Genomic DNA, 15,530 nt, shown 5'->3' on the forward strand with positions numbered 1-15,530 from the left:
AATAGCCTTGATACAAACTGATTTTGCCTTGCTTATCAAAGGCCACCACATTGAAGTCGCGGTAAGCCTCACCCTTTCTGGCCATGCCCGGCGAAAAACGCGGCATACCCGGTGCGGCGATACCTGAAACATCTTTAGGACGCTCGCTGAGCAAACGTTCAATATCTGCCGCCGGAACATGGCCTTCAATCATGTAGCCGTCGATCACCGCGGTATGGCAAGAAGCCAGTTGTGGCGGCATGGCAAAGGAAGCTTTAATGGGGCTCCAATCATTTTGCAGATGCACATTTACCTGATAGCCCTGCTGCTCCATAATTGCTGCCCACTCCCCACAGCAGCCACAAGAAGGGGATTTATACAGTTCCACCGCGGGCTTAGCGATGGCATTTAAACTAAACATAGCTACCGAAAATAGCAGCGTTTTAACTAATTTATTCATTTCCTTGCCTCCAGTTAGACGCTTATCTAACTTCTATATCGAAAATTTGTTGTTGATACTGAAGCTGGTACTGTCCCGGTTTGGGCAGCCATAACACGGCTTTACTTGCATAAGGATCAAGCACTAAGCTTTGCCCCTGTCCCAATCCTTCAAGTGATAGTTCTGCGCTATTAAAACTGCGGTTAGTGACCACCAGTTGAGCGCTTTTAGCCTCTATAGTCTGCTTTTGATGCGAGTCCTGCTCGCCCAGCGTCCATTCAAGTAACTGATACGAGCCCAGCTGCTGTAGATAGGCGATAAGTTGCAGCTGATCTTGCTCGCTCAAGTTGTCCTTGAGCAGCTGCATGGTGGGTTCATTGCTTAGCGCCTGTTGCAGTTGCTGCAAGTTAGCGCCTCGAATGTTGCCACCGACGTTGCCGCCACCATTAGCAAACTCGCCATGACAAGCCTTGCAGCCGTACCCGCCGGCGGTTTGGTAAATCTGCTCGCCGCTGCTAGCAGCGTCAGACTGCTGCGCTGCACTATTGAAGCCCAATAAGCCCAAACACAAAGCCAGCAGTACCCTCAGGCTTTTAACATTAAGCATTAAGGATGTTCCTTAAAATAAAAACGATGACTCATCACTAGGCCATTACCTAGTTGTTTACCAAGGAATACGGCCGTATTGAGGGTAATCAAATACCAGCCTAGAGGCTAAACGATGGGAGGGCGGTATACCGAACGGGCCATGGAACTGGCCTGAACGCGGGTCTCTTTACGAATAAATAGAATATGTTCTAAGGGTTGAATTTGCGTATAAATCTGCGGAATAAGCACCGCCGAATGCACGGCGCAAGAAGCGCTACAAGATACCTGAGCCGCCGCGCAACAGTCTTGCTCACTAACAGGAGCTTGCCCAACAAGACAATCAGCACTAACACTGAGCACTTGATGAGCCATGGCTTTATCATTCGGCTGCAACGAGGCGAACTGTGGCTCGCTAATACAATCGCTAGCAGCTTGATGATGGCCCACGCTGTTGTTACTCAGCATTTGCAAAGGCATAAGCGAGGCAGTCGCAGATAAGCTAGGCACTAGCATCACTACTAACATCAGACTGATTCCCCAAATTGTGTGCATCTTGTTTTGCATCACAAACCTTAACACTGCCTAAGTAAACCACGCTGCTTAGCTAAAGCAACTCACCATTAACTTGGTTCATTCTATTGCACAGACCAAAATTAGCAAACGCTTATTACTATCATTTAGCGCCAGATCAATTTTGCGACTGAAGGTCGGTTTCAACGCCCTTGTGCTGGATAAGCATACCGCAGCGTCACTAAGCCATGTTAGGCCAAACACGAGGAAGAGCTAAAGCTTAAAAAACCAGCACTTGCGCTCAAAAACCAAACAAATAAATTACAAATAATGATAAAACTGACTGGGCTTTCACCGCGTATCAAAGTAAAGTTGCTTTTTTTGATTAAGCTTGGGTAATTTGTTGAGTTTGCATTTAGGGAGAAATGAGTGACATCGGCAACAAGCATGTATAACGCAAAGCCTGTGTTAGCGGACTCAAACAAAGAGTTTGAACAATGGTCGTTACAGTCTCGTCTCCCCCAATTGCGCTACATGGTGTTTTTCACCGCCTTACTCTATTTGCTCTACGGCTACTTTGAGACCTTAATTGACTTACCTTATGCCAATCAGCGCCTATTATTCCATGTAGTCATCATCCCACTCTCTTTACTGTTAATTTATCGGCTCAGTTTCTACCCCCAATACTTCAAACAAATGCGACTACTGCTGGTGTTTGCCCCGGTCAGTGCGGTATGGGCCAATCTCTACCTTAACGTCGGATCGAGCTCTTTTTCTCACTTTAGTCCAGAGATTTACCTAAATATTATTTGGACTTTTACCATGTCGGGGCTGACGTTTAGATATGCCCTATTCGCCGTGTGTTGTTCCTTATCGGGCACCTTGGTAATGAGTTATTTGCACGGCGCAAACGACCCCAAACTCTACTTACACTATCTGTGGATTCTCTCTGCATGTGTGTTTGGCGTAGTCAGCTCAATCGTACTAGAACGAATGATGCGCTCGCTTTATCAACAACAACTAGAGCTAGCCCACTCAGCCAGTGTTGATGGCCTTACCGGTTTGTGGAACCGAGAAAAACTATTACAACTCTTTAGTCAAACGCTGAACGAAGCCAGCAACAAAGCGGGCTATTCGATCCTCATGTTAGACATTGATCATTTTAAACCGGTGAACGATCAATTTGGTCATATTGTTGGAGACAAAGTTCTGGTGCAATTTTCGCAACTGCTTAAACAACAAGTGCATAAGCTTGGTCACGTAGGACGCTTTGGCGGAGAGGAATTTTGCATATTACTGCCCCACTATACATTGCACCAAGCTGAACAGTTTGCGGAACACTTACGAATCAAGATCAGTGAAACGGAATTTGAAACGGTAGGCGTAAAAACCGCCAGTATCGGTGTTTGCCAATACGCACCAAACGAGAGCTTTGAAACCCTGATTACTCGCGCCGACAAAGCGCTGTATATGGCTAAAGACCAAGGGCGCAACCGCGTGCAAAGCCTAAACTAAGCAAAAGCTCTGGCCACTCTTTTCACATAAGACAGTCGTCGCACAATATGACTTAGGTGAATTGAATTAAGCCAAGCCACGGCACAAGTTTACTAAGGTTTCAGCCGATACTGTCTACCCACCTTGAGCAATAAACGCGCTTGTTCTGGCTTTCTTAAGCCAATCTTAAGTTTTTCTTTGCACTATAGGCTCCGTGTTTAATAACCAGAGCCCAGTGACGTGTCCCAATCTACCACTTTTACTCTACCGCGCATTCCCATGCATATGAGCGGGTTGATCTTCTGTTGCGCCTTATATTTTGCCACCGTGATGAATTATCCAGTACTGCAAACCATCTTTGACCTCAGTGCCGACGTTTCTAACCCGATCTTCCCCTACACCGCTCCAGTATTATTACTTTGCGCCTTCACTGTGATTTTTTCGGTATTTGCTTGGCCATACTTTTTTAAACCCTTTATGGCACTGGTAATACTTAGCTCATCACTGGCACTTTACGCTCAAGTTAACTTTCAAACCATTTTTGATAGCAGCATGATGGAAAGCATCTTTGAAACCAATCCAGCGGAAGTGGCATTTTATTTTAACGGTTCGGCGCTATTGTATTTCCTTGGTTTCGGCCTGCTTCCCTGTGTATTACTGGGCATGGTTCGCATCGTGCCCCATGCCAATTGGTGGCGCGCCTTGCTAGCGCGCACGGCCTTACTATTGGTGGCCGTTGCAGGCATAGCCGCCATTGCGGCCACCAGCTACAAAGACTACGCCTCGGTAGGACGTAACAACCACTATCTCAACAAAATTATCATTCCTGCTCACATCTACAGTGCAGTTAATTACCTTAACGATACTTACTTTAATACGCCTCGGCCCTATCAAACACTGGGGGAAGACGCCACGCTTACCGCTGCCAACAATGGCAAACCCACCTTAATGGTGCTGGTACTTGGCGAAACAGCGCGAGCGATGAACTTTGCTCATAACGGTTATCAGCGTAATACCAACCCCTACACCCAAGATATGGGCTTAATTGCCATGCAGCACGTCTCCTCGTGTGGCACTTATACCGCCCTGTCGGTACCTTGCATGTTCTCTAACATGACGCGCGCTAGCTACAATAAGGCCCAAGCCCAAAGCCAAGACAACGTACTGAATGTACTGCAACATGCTGGCGTAGATGTGATGTGGATAGATAACGATGGCGGCGACAAAGGTGTTGCACAAAAGCTTAGCTACCAGCAGATTGACGCCTCACTGAAAAACCAAGACTGTAATGGCTCAACCTGCTTCGATATTGCCATGTTAGAGCAGGCTCGCCAGTTTATTGCCAAAGATCAACACAACAAGTTATTGGTATTGCACACCATAGGCAGCCACGGCCCAACCTATTGGCAACGCTATCCCGACGCCCAAGCGCCGTTTCAACCGGCCTGTAACCGCAGTGACATTGAAAACTGTAGCGACCAACAAATCGTTAATGTGTACGACAATACCCTAGTATATACCGACTACGTACTGGCCCAAGTGATTAAGCAGTTAGAAGCGGTGAGCGAGCGTTATAACGTGATGCTTAGCTACATTTCCGACCACGGTGAGTCTTTGGGCGAGAAAGGCCTGTACTTACATGGCACTCCCTACGCCATTGCGCCAAAAGAGCAAACTCAAGTGCCTTGGTTACTGTGGATCCCAGAGCAATACGCGCAGCAGAAACATCTCAAGCTCAGTTGTTTAAAACAACAGGCCCAAACCAGTCAGTTATCTCATGACAACCTGTTCCATAGCTTACTGGGCTTATACGGCGTTAATAGCCGTAGCTACCAGCCGCAATTAGATATTAGCCAAGCCTGTCAACACGCCGCCTAAGTTCAGCGAAGGAGTATCAAACCTATGCAACCCCAAGTGATCATTAAACGTAACGGCCTGCAACGCATCGCCTATACCTTCGTGCATAGTTTTAACGGTTTACGTTGGCTATGCCAAAACGAAACCGCCTTTCAGCAAGAGCTGTTATTGTTCTTTCCCTTAAGTATCATCGCCTTTTGGCTTGAACTACCGGCGATGCATACCCTGTTAATTATGCTGAGTATGGTATTTGTGTTGTTTGCTGAAATGGTGAATACCGCCATCGAGGCAGTGGTCGACAGAGTGGGCTTGGAATACCACGCACTGTCACGAGTAGCTAAAAACATCGGTTCGGCTACCGTGCTACTTAGCATGTTATGTTCAGTGGCCGTTTGGGGCACCATACTCTGGCTAAACAAATAAAGTGCTTGGGCTAGCTCGCTTAGCGGGTAGTCTCACATGCCATTCACCACAGGCCCTTCTATGCTGGTTTGTTGTGACACAAGCGCCCTCTTTTATTGACTGAACCAAGCCTTACTTGGCCTAGCTCGCAGACCAAAAGCTTCAGTTAAGCTAGCCTTATAACCAAGCTAAAGCCATGTTATTGGCTTAGCGGTTCTACAGGGGGCTATTATGAGCAAATGGTACAAACAAACACTGCGTCAATTCAATTTGACCCTGTACCGTGGTTCGAAGAACCAGCAGCTGGCCAGTTATAGTGGTAGCGGGCTAGCCTGGAAGAACTACCTGCAGCTCACCATTGCCACCGAATTTGACTGTGCTCATGCCGATTTACAAGCCATTTGGCAACAGCTATTAAGCCAGCGACAGACTCAATTTTGTGGTGAAGTCATCTTCCTCGAATCCATTGTAAAATGGAACGATACCATGCTAATGCGCTGGCCCTATTATCTAGAAATCAATGTTAGTTACCCTTAAGCCAGCAGCATAAAACGACCAGTTGCTCAGAGCTTTTTGAGCTTTTTATTTAAAAACCCACAAGTCTTGACTTAGTCCCCTTCGAGGCTTGACCATGCTCGCCAAGATGAGCATATAAGCGAACATCAGGAAGTAAGATGAACAATTTTAGCTATTTTAATCCCACCACCATCCATTTTGGTAAAGGCCAAATCGCCAGCCTTAAAGATGAGTTAGCCAACTATAGTCGCATACTTATCGTTTATGGCGGCGGCAGCATCAAAGGTAATGGCGTTTACCAACAAGTGATGAATGCACTGAGCCAACAGCAAGTATTTGAGTTTTCCGGCATCGAGCCCAACCCGCATTTTGAAACCTTGATCCAAGCAGCTGAGCTGGCGAAACAAAAAGAGGTTGAGTTGATCCTCGCCATTGGTGGCGGCTCGGTGATTGATGGCTGCAAATTCATCGCCGCGGCGGCCTGTTATTTGGGCGATGCTTGGCAAATCATGGAAACTGGCGGAGCCTGCATTGAACAAGCCCTGCCCTTGGGCTGTGTACTCACTCTGCCGGCCACCGGCTCAGAAATGAATAAGAACGGCGTGATCACCCGAGCGGCCACCCAAGACAAATTGTCTTTTGGCTCTGATTTAGTGCGCCCACGCTTCTCCATTCTCGATCCCGAAGTCACCTACTCACTACCGGCCAAGCAAATTGCCAACGGCGTGGTCGACAGCTTTATTCACGTATTAGAGCAGTACCTTACTTATCCGGTAAACGCCAAAGTGACTGACCGCTTCGCCGAAGGCTTATTGCTGACCATTATTGAAGAAGGGCCGCTGGCGCTGCAGCAACCGCATAACTATGAAGTGCGTGCCAATCTAATGTGGGCCGCTACTATGGCGCTTAATGGTACAGTGAAAAATGGCGTGCCCACCGACTGGGCCACCCATGCCATCGGCCACGAGCTCACCGCACTATACGGCCTTGATCATGCCCAAACTCTGGCCATCGTATTACCCGCCATGTGGCGCTACAAGCAGCAACAAAAACACGCCAAACTGCTGCAATACGCTAAACGCGTTTGGCAACTCGATGATGCTAACGAGCAGCAATGCGTAGAACAAGCCATCGCACTTACCGAGCAGTTTTTTAACGCCATGGGCGTAGCCAGCAAGTTATCTGACTACAACTTGAACCAAAGCCACATTGAAGCGGTAATCGACAAACTAACTGAGCATGGCATGACTGCCCTAGGCGAGCATAAAGATATAAGCCCAGAAGATGTGCGAAAAATCTTAGAGCTAGCCCTGTAATATCAGCCCGGCCCCTTATTTGGGGCCGCACTTGATTGCTGTAACAGCGAAGTTACTCACAGCCTTTCAACAAATTTTGTAAGCATCCTTAGTTAAACCGCCAAACGACGAGCATCAGCTGCCAAACCAGGTTTACCCAGCGAACAACGCTAAAAAATAAGCCTCTAGCGCAAACTTGTTAGCACAAGTAAGTGATACCACTAAAATCAAAACACTCAGTTAACATTTAAAATACAGCTGAAACAATTTATTTCTCATTTCGGTAAAACTTTTGTCACATTTCTTTTCTATGTTACTCCGCACTCGTATGGATTAAACCAGCGGAAAACAACGACTCAGGAGAGAGAAATGAGCAAGGAAATATTTAACCCCACTCGCTTTAACAAAAGTGACAATCCAGATTTTGACCAAGTATTAGAAGCCCACTTAGCGCGTCGTAGCGTATTAAAGGGTGGTCTGGGTTTAGGGGCAATGGCCACTTTTGGCGCCTTTGGGTTAGCTGGTTGTAACTCCAGCAGCAGCGATACGCCTGCCCCCACAGTGTCTAAGGCCAAGTTAGGCTTTAACTCAATTGCTGGTTCTAAAATCGACGCGGTAAGTGTGCCAGAGGGCTACAGCGCACAAGTGCTTGCACCTTGGGGCCAACCGCTTACTGACCAAGCCTCGGCTTGGCAAGCAGACGGCAGCAATAATGCAGTTGATCAAGAAAATGCCATGGGCATGCACCACGACGGTTTGCACTTCTTCCCCTTGAATGACGCGGGTAGCGACGGCCTACTATGTGTAAACCACGAATACATCGACCAAAATGCGCTCCACCCCAATGGCAGCGATGCCGATGCTAACGGTATACGTAGCAGTGTTGATCAAGTACGCAAAGAAATTAACGCCCACGGCGTGGCAGTAGTGCGTATTCAACTGCAAGACAACGGCCAATGGAAGGTAGTGGATAATGACCCACTAAACCGCCGTTACACCGGCGCGACTACCATGGATATTTCTGGCCCACTGGCTTACTCAGATAAGTTGGCTACGCCGTTTTCACCCGATGGCAGCCAAGCGCGTGGCACCTTAAACAACTGTGGTAATGGTTATACGCCTTGGGGAACGTACCTCACTTGTGAAGAAAACTGGCCGGGCTACTTCATCAATACCGGCACCACTACTGCCGACCAAGAGCGCATTGGTATCAGCACTTCTGGCACCGGTCGTTATGGCTGGGAAACCCTTGCGGGTAATGCCGAAGAGCGAGTGGATGAATTCTCTCGTTTTAACGTCACCCCAAGTGGCAGCAGCGCCATGGATGACTACCGCAACGAAGCTAACGGCCACGGTTTCATTGTAGAAATTGACCCTTACACCGCTAACTCACGTGCAGTAAAACGTACCGCTTTAGGTCGCTTCCGCCACGAAGGCTGTACCTTTGGTAAGCTAAAAGCAGGCCAACCGATTAGCTTTTACTCTGGGCACGATTCGCGCTTCGAGTACATGTATAAGTTTGTTTCAGCATCGGCATGGGATCCTGCCGATGCTAACGCGAGCGACCGCCTAGCCATGGGTGACAAATACATGGATGAAGGAACCCTGTATGTGGCGAAGTTTGACGCCGACGGCGTTGGTAGCTGGCTACCCCTTAGCATGGATGGCGCTACCCAAGACGGTGGCAGCTTAAGCGATCATTTCGACAGCTTAGAAGACATCATCCTAAATACCGCTGGGGCAGCCGATTTAGTCGGTGCCACGCCAATGGACCGCCCAGAATGGTGTGCGGTAGACCCTATCACCGGCGCGGTTTACCTAACCCTTACCAACAATACCCGTCGCAATGAAACCACCGGCACCAACCCGGCCAACCCACGCTTAAACAACAAGTTTGGTCACGTGATCCGTTGGGACGAAGGCGAAAGCGTGAACGAATTCACTTGGGATATTTTCGTATTTGGCTCAGACGCTAATGGTGATGCCCAGACCAACCTATCTGGCCTGAATGAATTTAACCAATTTGCTAGCCCCGATGGCCTATCTTTCGACCAACGCGGTATTTTATGGATCCAAACCGACAACGGCGCCAGCGAAGTGACCTCTTATACTAACGACCAAATGTTAGCGGTAGTGCCTTCAACCATTACCGACGATGAAGGTAACTTGGATACTATTAACGCCGATAACCAAGGCGAATTACGTCGTTTCTTCGTTGGCCCCAACGGTTGTGAAGTCACCGGCTTTACCATCACGCCAGACTACACCACCATGTTTGTGTCGATTCAACATCCTGGTAACTGGCCCTACAGCAGCAACGCTGCCGAAGCCACTCCTGCTGGGGTAAACATTCGACCACGCGCGGCTCTGGTAGCCATTCGTAAAAACGATGGCAGCCCATTAGGGGTTTAATCTATCCATTTCACTCAACTAGGCAGGCCTTATGGCCTGCCGGTTTTTAACTACTGATATTTTAAGGAAACAACATGGCAGGAATTAGCATTTGGCAGCTCGCCATCATCGCGGTAATCGTAGTATTACTGTTTGGCACCAAGCGCCTACGCGGATTGGGCGGCGACCTAGGCACCACCATTAAAGGCTTTAAACAAGCCATGGCTGAAGATAAAGACCCAGAGCAACTTAGCCAAGCCAAACAGCCCGCATCAGCAAACGCAGAACTTAAACAACAGCAAGGTAGCTAAACGTGTTTGATATCGGCTTTTGGGAACTTAGCCTCATTGCCATTGTGAGCCTAGTGTTTATTGGGCCACAACGCCTACCCGACACTCTGCGTAGCGTATTTGCCGGCTGGCGACGAGCCAAACAAATGGTGAATGAGCTAGGCAGCAAATTAGAAACTGAGTTGGGTTTAGAAGAGCTTAATCAAGGTATAAAACAGGTGCAACAGCCGCTGGTTAGTCCCAAAGTTCGGCCGCGTAAAAGCACGACTAGCGCGAGCCTGCCTAGCCAAAGCGACTCATCGACTAATGCAACGCTTAAGGAGCCAACATGAGCCGCCAGCAAGCTTTAGTGCAACACCTCATAGAGCTACGCAAGCGTTTGTTACTGGCGCTGGCCTGGCTAGTATTAAGCTTCATCAGCTTACTATGGTTTGCTAACGACATTTATCACTATCTTGCTACACCGCTACTCAAGCTCCTTCCCGAGGGCAGCAGCATGATTGCCACTGACGTAGCCGCGCCGTTTTTCACCCCGATTAAACTAACACTGTTTTGCGCTTTTGCCATCTCAATACCGATGTTTATCTACCAGGCATGGCGCTTTATCGCGCCGGGCTTAAAAAGCCAAGAGCGTAAACTATTTATGCCGCTGCTAGTATCAGGCTCATTACTGTTTTACTCAGGCGTAGCTTTTGCCTACGGCGTGGTATTGCCAGCGGCATTTAGTTTCTTCACCGCCACTACGCCGCAAGGCGTAGCCATGGCCACCGACATCAGTAGCTACCTCGACTTCGTGTTGGCCTTGTTTAGCGCCTTTGGACTGGCCTTTGAAATCCCCGTAGTGGTCTTTCTACTATGTAAACTAGGGATCTGCGAAGTCAGCAGTTTAAGTCAGGCGAGACCGCATGTGGTGGTAGCTAGCTTTGTGCTGGGCATGTTGCTCACCCCGCCAGACATCATCTCGCAAACCTTACTGGCGATACCGATGTGTCTGTTATTTGAACTGGGCATACTGGCCAGTCGCTATTGGGCCAAACCCAGCCACTTTAGCGAAGCGGCGAGAAGTGAGGCGGGGGCCTAAGAAGTTTAGCCCCCGTTCTCTATAAAGCGTAGTAATGCTCCAGTAAGTCATTGATACTGAAATGTAAGTCCTTCGACTTACTTTGCAGTTGCCGCCAGTCACCTTGCTCTATTGCGTCAATCACTTGCAACATTTCCCCCCAAGCCCCCTCTCTTGAGACCAGGGCTTGGCAGATATCTTCTGGCAAACTGAGCTGCTGGCAAATAGCAGCCATATCCACCGCGAGAATGGCATCAAATAAAGACAATAAACCCACACTGTAGGCGACTTCGGCATCGCTACTTAAGCGGTATTGCTTAGCCATAAAGGCCATGGTTTGGGCTCGCTTAATGGCATTGCTGTATAAAATAGGAGGGCGATTTACTGCAAGTTCTGCAGTAATTACAATACGAATCAGTTTTTTCAGCTCCGCCAAGCCAATGTAGCTCACCGCATGTTTAATACTAAGAATAGGCTTACTCACCATGCGGCTATTGTCGTTGGCTTTACGTAACAGCACTGTCATTAATGCTGCATCTTTGGCGACATTTTCGCTGACTTCTTCCATCGTTGCATCACTTTGACTGACCAAGTTAAGTAATTCTAATAAATAAAGTTTTCGCGGATTAAGTACCCGCAAGCTAGTCATAATAGGCTTGTAGAAGTGAAAGCCTTGAAACAAATGGTAACCATATTCCACATAGCGAAGAAACTGTTGCTCGTCTTCCACTTTTTCGGCCAGTAGCCGCACACTCAAGCCCTTAAAGCGCCTAGCAATCTCTTGTATATCTTGCTCAGGGCAGGCCAGCACATCTACTTTAATAATGTCGGCAAGGTGAGCATGTTCCAGCCAAGGACTGCTTAGCTCAAAATCATCAAAAGCAATGGTATAACCTTGGTCGCGCAAATCCTTAATGGCCGCTAACAAAGGTTTAGTGGGCTGACAGTGCTCTAATATTTCTATCACCACACTTTTGAGTGGCAATAAACTGGCCTTACCTTCAAGTAAATCTTGTTCGGTAAAGTTCACAAAGTAACGTTGTTTACCAGCTAACCGGCTAACCACCCCAAGAATAAACTTTCCACTGATAATATGATCGGTAGCCCGGTCAACTTGGTCGGGTTGATTACGAATGCTGTCTGCGCCACGGAACAATAACTCGTAAGCAACGATCTGATTCTCGGCATCAACAATCGGCTGTTTAGCAAACGAAAAATTCATTAATTGGGTTACCATCTAATTCAAAGCTAGAGATCATTACAGAATACCGCTAGATTTACTATAAACCTTACATTTCAAGCTAAAAATGCAGGTCTGAAGGAAGGCTAGAGAAGCAAACAAGCAATAATAAATGAGCCTGAAGCAATTTGACATACACTCAGCTATGCTGAACGGACTTATCCAGCCAAAACAGCTAAAAAGATGAACAAAAACACTACGAATATCGGCTTACGAGCGGCCTAATAGTAACCGCAGCCTGAGCAGGCTAAGCTTGCCAAACAAACTACAACAACCTGAGTATTCTGTTATGTCATCAGCCTTAGAAAAAATGAGAGCGGGCCAGCGCTATAATATTAATGACCCACAGTTGGTGGAAATTAGAGATACCACCCGTGATAGAACCGCGCTGTATAATCAACTGCCCCGCCGTGAACGCGAGCAACAACGCGAACTACTAGCGCTCATTTTTGGCCAAGTTGGCGAAGACGTGCACATGGAGAAATCCATACACATTGACTACGGCATTAATACCCGTATCGGCAGTCATGTATTTATTAACTTCAACTTCACACTGCTGGATTGCGCGCCAGTAAGCATTGGCAACCACATATTTATTGGCCCCAATGTGCAACTTTATACTGCTCACCACCCCTTAGATGCCACCACCCGCAACCAACACATTGGCTTTGCTGAACCAATTAACATTGGCAACGATGCATGGATAGGTGGCAATTGTGTGATTTTACCCGGCGTGAACATTGGTGATGGTGCGGTGATCGGCGCAGGCAGCGTAGTGACCAAAGATATTCCCAGTAATAGCATCGCTGTAGGCAACCCTTGTCGAGTGCAAAAAAGCTGTCCTTCGAGCTAAACCACTAGCCTATGCTCGGCGATAACATCACCGGCTAAGCTAGTTGTTTATTTGGATCAAAGATTCGCCATTTACTTGATAACAAAACCCACAGTAACTGTATGGATTACCTATAATTATTTCGCAAACGAAAATTAATTATAAGCCTCCTACAGGATAAGGATTTGTTATGTCGGTGACCCTGCTTAACCCCAGCTATAAACACCAACACTTAGCCAAATTATTGGGTTTGCTGCTGGGGCCTTTGGTGCTAATTATCACCCTGCTCAGCCCCTCTCCTTTTGAGCAGCTTCCGCATATTGCTTGGGTCACCATGGGCTTAGCTACCATGATGGCGATTTGGTGGGTCAGTGAAGCCGTGCCTATTCCGGTGACGTCCTTCCTGCCGATGGTATTGTCGCCACTACTGGGTATAACCAATCTCAAAATGGCCACGGCCTCTTTTGCCCATCCGCTGATCTTTCTGTTCATGGGAGGCTTTATTTTGAGTTTGGCCATGGAACGCTGGCAACTGCATAAGCGCATCGCCTTAGTAGCCATGCTCGCTGTGGGCACCAAACCTGCTCATCAAGTTGGCGGTTTCATGTTAATTACCGCTTTTTTAAGCATGTGGATGAGTAATACCGCCACCGCGGTGATGATGCTTCCCATCGGCCTATCAATTATCACCATGATGTCGCAAAAAGAACCACAGCCAGATTTTAGTGCCGCCTTATTATTAGGCATTGCCTATTCAGCCAGTATTGGTGGTTTAGCAACGCTAATTGGCACCCCTCCTAATGCGCTATTGGCCGCCTACCTTGCCGATAGCTATCAAATTCACATTGGCTTTGGTCAGTGGATGTTATTGGGCTTGCCGCTGTCTGTGGTTATGCTGGTGATTACTTGGTTTTGGCTCACCCGCATCAATTATCGACTAAACAATCATATTGAAGGTAACTCCAGCGAAATGTTACACCAGCAATTACATAAGCTGGGTAACATGAAAAATGCCGAGAAAGTAGTGGCCTTAGTATTTGCATTGGCGGCGCTCGCTTGGATATTTCGTCCCTTGCTGGCCAAGTGGACAGGCCTTGCCATTAGCGATACCGGCATTGCCATGCTAGCGGCGGTGATTTTGTTTGTGATCCCGGTGAACTGGCGCGAACAAATCATGGTGATGGACTGGGAAACTGCGAAAAAACTGCCCTGGGGCGTATTGATGTTATTTGGCGGTGGACTCAGTTTGGCGGCGCAAATCAAAAGTTCCGGTATGGCCGATTTTATTGGTCATAGCCTTAGTTCGGCTTCAACGCTTTCACTGATTTGGGTGATTGTTATCGTGACCGCAGCGATAATTTTCCTCACCGAAATCACCAGCAATACCGCCACCGCCGCGGGATTTTTACCACTACTTGGGCCAATTGCCGAATCCATGGGCAGTAGCCCTCTGCTACTCGTTGTGCCAGCAGCCTTAGCCGCCAGTTGCGCCTTTATGATGCCGGTGGCCACCCCGCCCAACAGCATCGTATTCGCCTCTGGCCAATTAAAAATTTCGCAAATGGTAAAGGCAGGCTTTGTACTTAATATCGTTGGCACCATTCTTATCAGCGGCTTTAGCTACTGGTTAATCGCCAAAATACTCTTACCCTAAACACTGCTACGGCGGCCTTAAGTTAAGGTCGCCCCTTACTCCCTAAATGAACCAACACAGGCCCAAAGCATAACTGTCAGCATATTTTACAACCGGCCTATTTAGACTAATCACTCCACAACAAAATCCATAAAAAACAAAACATTAAAATTTTGGCTTATTTTTTGCTAAGGCCTGCTTCTTATATTTATATGATCTTAGTGCAATACGCAAAAAGGACCTTTCATGAAAAAATGGCTAGCCCTTACGGCTTTGTTAGGCTTACATCTTAGTTCATTTACTGCAATGGCTACCCCAATCTCGGTTGATTTATCAAGCTGGAGCTCAGAAGGGCAAGGCAACTGGCAGGTTCAAACCGGCAACGACGCCGTTCGCCAATCAGTTAATGGTGCTCCTACAGTATTTTTTGATTCTAGCCTTAGCGCCCTAGATGCCGCTATGTCTGGCAGCATCTCTGTTCGCACCAGCTCCGATGACGACTTCATCGGCTTTGTATTAGGCTACCAAAGTGGTGAGCTAAACAGTGCCAGCGCCGATTTCTGGCTAGTAGACTGGAAGCAAGGAACCCAAAGCGAAGCCGCTAGAGGTTTAGCCCTAAGCCATGTTACCGGTACCCAAGATTATTGGCGACACACTGGCAGCGTTAATGAAATTGCCCGAGGCGCGACCCTAGGCTCAACTGGTTGGGCTGACTTTGCTTCCTACGATTTTGACTTGGTTTACACCAGCTCCTTGCTGCAAGTGCTGGTAAACGGCAACTTAGAGTTAAGCGTAAGCGCCGCTCAAGCTGGCGTAGCAGAATTTGCCGACGGTGCCTTTGGTTTTTACAACTATTCTCAATCCGACGTTTTATACTCAGGCTTGATTGAACAAGCCGCCGAAGATGTAGCGGTAAGCGTAAGCGAAACCACCAGCATTCCACTATTTGCCTTAGCACTGGCTGGGCTATTCGGCTTTCGTCGCAAGGCCAAATAAAAAGCATC

The 15,530-nt window shown here is 47.8% G+C and carries 16 protein-coding genes; 12 read left to right on the forward strand and 4 right to left on the reverse strand.

Going from position 1 to position 15,530, the window contains the following annotated elements; translation table 11 throughout:
* The 3 genes from ACQY6Q_RS12570 to ACQY6Q_RS12580 form a co-directional block, all read right to left on the reverse strand.
* Positions 1–439 (reverse strand): DUF411 domain-containing protein (locus tag ACQY6Q_RS12570; protein ID WP_427981884.1); only part of this gene is annotated, 439 nt, incomplete at its 3' end.
* A gap of 22 nt (positions 440–461) precedes the next feature.
* Entirely contained in the window at positions 462–1,025 is a 564-nt protein-coding gene (locus ACQY6Q_RS12575) for a c-type cytochrome (RefSeq protein ID WP_427981886.1), read from the reverse strand.
* Between the two features lie 107 nt (positions 1,026–1,132).
* Entirely contained in the window at positions 1,133–1,570 is a 438-nt protein-coding gene (locus ACQY6Q_RS12580) for a hypothetical protein (protein ID WP_427981888.1), read from the reverse strand.
* Positions 1,571–1,945: 375 nt separating this feature from the next.
* On the opposite strand from ACQY6Q_RS12580, the gene ACQY6Q_RS12585 reads away from it, so the two are divergent.
* From ACQY6Q_RS12585 to tatC, 9 genes are all read left to right on the forward strand, one after another.
* On the forward strand, positions 1,946–3,031 hold the full coding sequence (locus tag ACQY6Q_RS12585) for a GGDEF domain-containing protein (RefSeq protein ID WP_427981890.1): 1,086 nt from the start codon (positions 1,946–1,948) through the stop codon (positions 3,029–3,031).
* A 219-nt stretch (positions 3,032–3,250) separates the two neighbouring features.
* Entirely contained in the window at positions 3,251–4,888 is a 1,638-nt protein-coding gene (locus ACQY6Q_RS12590; RefSeq protein WP_427981892.1) for a phosphoethanolamine transferase, read from the forward strand.
* A gap of 24 nt (positions 4,889–4,912) precedes the next feature.
* Positions 4,913–5,290, forward strand: coding sequence for a diacylglycerol kinase (locus tag ACQY6Q_RS12595; RefSeq protein ID WP_427981894.1), 378 nt, complete (start codon positions 4,913–4,915; stop codon positions 5,288–5,290).
* Between the two features lie 210 nt (positions 5,291–5,500).
* Entirely contained in the window at positions 5,501–5,806 is a 306-nt protein-coding gene (locus ACQY6Q_RS12600) for a hypothetical protein (protein ID WP_427981895.1), read from the forward strand.
* Between the two features lie 137 nt (positions 5,807–5,943).
* Complete coding sequence (locus ACQY6Q_RS12605) at positions 5,944–7,101, forward strand: iron-containing alcohol dehydrogenase (RefSeq protein WP_427981897.1); 1,158 nt, start codon at positions 5,944–5,946, stop codon at positions 7,099–7,101.
* A gap of 348 nt (positions 7,102–7,449) precedes the next feature.
* Positions 7,450–9,492 (forward strand): PhoX family protein, encoded by a 2,043-nt coding sequence (locus tag ACQY6Q_RS12610; RefSeq protein ID WP_427981899.1) that lies wholly within the window; start codon positions 7,450–7,452, stop codon positions 9,490–9,492.
* A 74-nt stretch (positions 9,493–9,566) separates the two neighbouring features.
* The gene (gene tatA, locus ACQY6Q_RS12615; RefSeq protein WP_427981900.1) at positions 9,567–9,782 is read left to right on the forward strand and encodes a twin-arginine translocase TatA/TatE family subunit; all 216 of its coding nucleotides are present in this window, start codon (positions 9,567–9,569) and stop codon (positions 9,780–9,782) included.
* Positions 9,783–9,784: 2 nt separating this feature from the next.
* A complete protein-coding gene (gene tatB / locus ACQY6Q_RS12620; protein WP_427981902.1) occupies positions 9,785–10,093 on the forward strand; it encodes a Sec-independent protein translocase protein TatB in 309 nt (102 codons plus the stop codon).
* Positions 10,090–10,842: a twin-arginine translocase subunit TatC gene (gene tatC, locus ACQY6Q_RS12625; RefSeq protein WP_427981904.1), complete on the forward strand. Its 753-nt coding sequence runs from the start codon at positions 10,090–10,092 to the stop codon at positions 10,840–10,842. The genes tatB and tatC overlap by 4 nt, the downstream gene beginning before the upstream one ends.
* Before the next feature lie 19 nt (positions 10,843–10,861).
* Here the strand turns inward: tatC and ACQY6Q_RS12630 are convergent, their stop codons facing one another.
* Positions 10,862–12,043 (reverse strand): EAL and HDOD domain-containing protein, encoded by a 1,182-nt coding sequence (locus ACQY6Q_RS12630; RefSeq protein ID WP_427981905.1) that lies wholly within the window; start codon positions 12,041–12,043, stop codon positions 10,862–10,864.
* Between the two features lie 271 nt (positions 12,044–12,314).
* On the opposite strand from ACQY6Q_RS12630, the gene ACQY6Q_RS12635 reads away from it, so the two are divergent.
* The 3 genes from ACQY6Q_RS12635 to ACQY6Q_RS12645 all read left to right on the forward strand — a co-directional run bounded on the left by ACQY6Q_RS12635 (position 12,315) and on the right by ACQY6Q_RS12645 (position 15,522).
* The gene (locus tag ACQY6Q_RS12635) at positions 12,315–12,914 is read left to right on the forward strand and encodes a sugar O-acetyltransferase (RefSeq protein WP_427981906.1); all 600 of its coding nucleotides are present in this window, start codon (positions 12,315–12,317) and stop codon (positions 12,912–12,914) included.
* A gap of 169 nt (positions 12,915–13,083) precedes the next feature.
* Complete coding sequence (locus tag ACQY6Q_RS12640) at positions 13,084–14,547, forward strand: SLC13 family permease (RefSeq protein ID WP_427981907.1); 1,464 nt, start codon at positions 13,084–13,086, stop codon at positions 14,545–14,547.
* Between the two features lie 225 nt (positions 14,548–14,772).
* On the forward strand, positions 14,773–15,522 hold the full coding sequence (locus ACQY6Q_RS12645; protein ID WP_427981908.1) for a hypothetical protein: 750 nt from the start codon (positions 14,773–14,775) through the stop codon (positions 15,520–15,522).
* The last annotated feature ends 8 nt before the right edge of the window (positions 15,523–15,530 follow it).

Origin of the sequence: Agarivorans sp., from assembly GCF_050295395.1 — a bacterium.
Taxonomy (GTDB): Bacteria; Pseudomonadota; Gammaproteobacteria; order Enterobacterales; family Celerinatantimonadaceae; genus Agarivorans.

Excerpts from the sequence above, each read along its gene's own strand:
- ACQY6Q_RS12575 (WP_427981886.1), bottom strand. The coding sequence starts at position 1,025 with ATGCTTAATGTTAAAAGCCTGAGGGTACTGCTGGCTTTGTGTTTGGGC.
- ACQY6Q_RS12580 (WP_427981888.1), bottom strand. The coding sequence starts at position 1,570 with ATGCAAAACAAGATGCACACAATTTGGGGAATCAGTCTGATGTTAGTA.
- ACQY6Q_RS12595 (WP_427981894.1), top strand. The coding sequence starts at position 4,913 with ATGCAACCCCAAGTGATCATTAAACGTAACGGCCTGCAACGCATCGCC.
- ACQY6Q_RS12600 (WP_427981895.1), top strand. The coding sequence starts at position 5,501 with ATGAGCAAATGGTACAAACAAACACTGCGTCAATTCAATTTGACCCTG.
- ACQY6Q_RS12605 (WP_427981897.1), top strand. The coding sequence starts at position 5,944 with ATGAACAATTTTAGCTATTTTAATCCCACCACCATCCATTTTGGTAAA.
- ACQY6Q_RS12610 (WP_427981899.1), top strand. The coding sequence starts at position 7,450 with ATGAGCAAGGAAATATTTAACCCCACTCGCTTTAACAAAAGTGACAAT.
- tatA (WP_427981900.1), top strand. The coding sequence starts at position 9,567 with ATGGCAGGAATTAGCATTTGGCAGCTCGCCATCATCGCGGTAATCGTA.
- tatC (WP_427981904.1), top strand. The coding sequence starts at position 10,090 with ATGAGCCGCCAGCAAGCTTTAGTGCAACACCTCATAGAGCTACGCAAG.
- ACQY6Q_RS12630 (WP_427981905.1), bottom strand. The coding sequence starts at position 12,043 with ATGAATTTTTCGTTTGCTAAACAGCCGATTGTTGATGCCGAGAATCAG.
- ACQY6Q_RS12640 (WP_427981907.1), top strand. The coding sequence starts at position 13,084 with ATGTCGGTGACCCTGCTTAACCCCAGCTATAAACACCAACACTTAGCC.
- ACQY6Q_RS12645 (WP_427981908.1), top strand. The coding sequence starts at position 14,773 with ATGAAAAAATGGCTAGCCCTTACGGCTTTGTTAGGCTTACATCTTAGT.